The 3513-nt window shown below is 70.3% G+C and carries 3 protein-coding genes; 1 reads left to right on the forward strand and 2 read right to left on the reverse strand.

Annotated features, from left to right (window positions below; all coding sequences use genetic code 11):
* Window positions 1-550: DUF4129 domain-containing protein (locus tag AC1D1S_RS20175; protein WP_476995331.1), on the forward strand; the 550-nt coding region annotated here is incomplete at its 5' end.
* 9 nt (window positions 551-559) lie between these two features.
* Here the strand turns inward: AC1D1S_RS20175 and AC1D1S_RS20180 are convergent.
* Together AC1D1S_RS20180 and rsmI are read right to left on the reverse strand one after the other, a co-directional pair.
* Entirely contained in the window at window positions 560-2059 is a 1500-nt protein-coding gene (locus AC1D1S_RS20180) for an NAD-dependent succinate-semialdehyde dehydrogenase (protein ID WP_243179863.1), read from the reverse strand.
* Between the two features lie 288 nt (window positions 2060-2347).
* A complete protein-coding gene (rsmI, locus tag AC1D1S_RS20185; RefSeq protein ID WP_476942950.1) occupies window positions 2348-3304 on the reverse strand; it encodes a 16S rRNA (cytidine(1402)-2'-O)-methyltransferase in 957 nt (318 codons plus the stop codon).
* Window positions 3305-3513: the final 209 nt, after the last annotated feature.

The following is a 3513-nucleotide window of genomic DNA, read 5'->3' on the forward strand; positions in this document are numbered from 1 at the left end:
GCGCAGCGGCGTGCGGCGCCGCAGGCTCAGGACGGCGGCCCGCGGCAATCCCGGCGTCACGGCCGGGACGGCGCTGCCGGCCTGGGCGGAACTGCGGGATCTGGCCACGGACTACGGGGTGGCGCCCGGAGCGAGCGAAACGCCGCGGAATTTCTCCGAGCGGTTGCGCGCCTCGACGGTTTTCGGGGAACCCGGCGGTGCGGACGGGCCCGGCCAGCGGGCCGCGGCGGCCCTGACCGAGGACTTCGAACGTGAGCAGTACGGCCGCCCGGGCGGCGTGGCCGGCCCGGCGCGGACCGCAGGCTCCGCGGATCCGGCCGACTCCGCCGCTGCCAGGATCGCCCTGGTGCAGGCCTCGCTGCGCGCCAACGCCGGCTTCCTGGTCCGGCTGCGCGCGGCATGGCTGCCGCCGTCGGTCATGGCCGGCTGGCGGCGGGCCCTCCGGCTGCCCCGCGGGTTCCTCTCCCGGACAGCACTACGCACCCGGCGGGGGTTCGCGGGATCCTGGGGGAAGATCCGCAACTCCGTCCGCCGGGTGCGCCGCGGGTAGCTGGTGTGGCTAGCCGGCGTAGGGGTCGGCGATGCCGATGTACTGCGTGTAGAGGTATTCCTCGATGCCCTCGAGACCGCCTTCGCGCCCCAGGCCGGACTGCTTGACGCCGCCGAACGGGGCGGCAGCGTTGGAGACCACGCCGGCGTTCAGGCCCAGCATGCCGGTCTCAAGCCGTTCGCCCATCCGGATGCCCCGGTTCAAGTCCCGGGTGAAGACGTAGGCCACCAGCCCGTATTCGGTGTTGTTCGCGAGCCGGACAGCCTCGTCCTCGGTGTCAAAGGTGATGATCGGGGCGACGGGTCCGAAGATTTCCTCGGACAGGATCCGGCTGCCCTCGGTCACGCCGGTGAGGATCGTGGGCTTGTAGAAGTAGCCCGGGCCCTCGACGGCGGAGCCGCCGGTCACTGCGACAGCACCGGAGTTCACGGCGTCGGTGACGAGTTCGTGGACCTTGTCCCGGCTCTTGGCATCGATCAGCGGGCCGACCTTGGACTCGGCCTCGGTGCCCCGGGCCGTGGTCATCTCCGCCATCTTCGCGGCGAACTTCTCCGCGAACTCGGCCGCGACGGACTCGTGCACGATGAACCGGTTCGCCGCCGTGCAGGCCTCGCCCATGTTCCGCAGCTTCGCCAGCATCGCCCCGGCGACTGCGGCGTCGATGTCGGCGTCCCCGAACACGACGAACGGGGCGTTCCCGCCGAGTTCCATCGAGGTCCGGAGCACCGTCTCGGACGCATCAGCGAGCAGCCGGCGGCCGACCTCGGTGGAACCGGTGAAGGACAGCTTGCGCAGGCGCTGATCCTTGATCAGCGGACCCGTGGTGGCGCCGGCCGTGGAGGTCGGGATGACGTTCAGGACACCGGCGGGCAGGCCGGCCTCGACCATCACGGCCGCGAACAGCTGGGAGGTCAGCGGGGTCAGGTTCGCGGACTTGAGCACCATCGTGCAGCCGGCCGCGACCGCGGGGGCGATCTTGCGGGTGGCCATCGCCAGCGGGAAGTTCCACGGCGTAATCAAAAGGCACGGGCCCACGGGCTTCTTGGTCACCAGCAGCCGGGACTTGCCGTCCGGGGAGACCGAGTAGCGGCCGAACGCGCGGACGGCCTCTTCCGAGAACCAGCGCAGGAACTCGGCGCCATAGGTGACCTCGCCACGGGCCTCGGCCAGCGGCTTGCCCATCTCCAGGGTCATCAGGAGCGCGAAGTCCTCGGCCCGTTCGGTCACCAGCTCGAAGGCGCGGCGCAGGATCTCGCCGCGTTCCCGGGCCGGGACCTTGGCCCAGGACTCCTGCGCTGCAGCGGCCGCGTCCAGGGCCGCCTTGCCGTCCTCGGGGCCGGCGTCGGCAATGCTGAGCAGGACCTTCCCGGTCGCGGGATCCTCGACGTCGAAGGTCTTCCCGGACACGGCCGGACGCCATTCGCCGTTGATCAGCAGACCCGTCGGAACGGACGCCAGCAGGGCGCTCTCCCGGTCCGCGGAAACAATAGGCTGGGCAGTTACAGTCACAATGACTCCCTCGTCAGCAATTCGGTTGAACTAGTGTGAGCACAAGTTTTTGAATGAGTTCTCGTTGTAGGCGCTCGTTCCCACAGGCAGGCACGGGCGTCTGGATTACTGCCACGCTACTGCCGCGCTCACTGGCAAGTCTATGCATGCGCGCACTACTGTATCCAAACTATGCTGTGCAGCTGCACAACCGTCCTGCGTGGGCGTGGAGCCCGGTTCCGGCCCCCGAGGCACGGCGGCGCGCCGGAACCCGCCGCCCGGCACCCACCACCTGGCTCAGCGCACGGCTCAGCGCGCGGCGAGGACCGCGGCATAGAGTTCGCGCTTGCTGACCTTCGCGTCATCGGCCACTGCGGCGACGGCCTCCTTCAGCCGGATGCCCTGGGCTATCAGCCCGTTGACGGCAGCCACATGATCCTCGGGACGGCCGGGTTCGCGTTCCGGGGCGCCGCCCACTACCACGGCAATTTCGCCGCGCACTTCGCTTGACTCGGCCCATTCAAGCAGTTCGCGCAGGGTGCCGCGGATGACCTCTTCATAGGTCTTGGTGAGTTCACGGCAGACGGCGGCCCGGCGGTCGGCGCCAAAGCTCTCCCGCAGGGCCCTCAGCATGGGCTCCAGCCGGTGCGGCGCCTCGAAAAACACCATGGTGCGCCGCTCGGTGTCGAGATCCGCCAGCCGCGAGGAACGTTCACCGGCCTTGCGCGGCAGGAAGCCCTCGAAGCAGAACCGGTCCGTCGGCAGGCCCGACAGTGCCAGGGCGGTCAGCACGGCGGAGGGTCCGGGCGCGGCGGTGACGGTGAGGCCGGCCGCCACGGCGCCTTCAACCAGCCGGAACCCCGGATCAGAGACCGAGGGCATGCCGGCGTCGGTCACCATCACCAGGGTCTTGCCGGACCGGACCTGCGCCAGCAGGTCAGCCGTCTTGGCTGCCTCATTGTGCTCGTGATAGCTGATGATCCGGCCCGCCACAGTGACGCCGAGGTTCTGCACGAGGCGGTGCAGCCTCCGGGTGTCCTCCGCGGCGACGATGTCCGCCGTCGCGAGCAACTCCACGAGCCGCGCCGAGGCATCGCCCGCATTGCCGATCGGCGTCGCGGCGAGGACGATCCTGCCGGGCCCCCCGGAGGCGGACACAGAGGCGGAAACAGACGCCGAATCAGGGACGGGAACGGCGGCGGCGTCATCGCCGTCGAAGGGAGGATCGAGGGGAGGAAGGGGGGAAGGGCTGGGTTCGTGGTCCACAGGACCAGCCTACTGCCGCCGGGGCGGGGGCCTGCGAGCACAGCTGCGAAAGGTAGCATGGGCAACGTGACCCAGACCCCCACGCGGCAGCCCGAGACTGGCCCTGATGCATCGCCGGCAACAGGTCCCGGCCGTCCCGACGGCCGGGCGGCCGGCAAGGACCGGAACCGCTTCAGCACCGGCCGCAACCTTGAAGGGCACCGCTGGAT

The organism is Arthrobacter sp. P1_A5 (genome assembly GCF_056406825.1).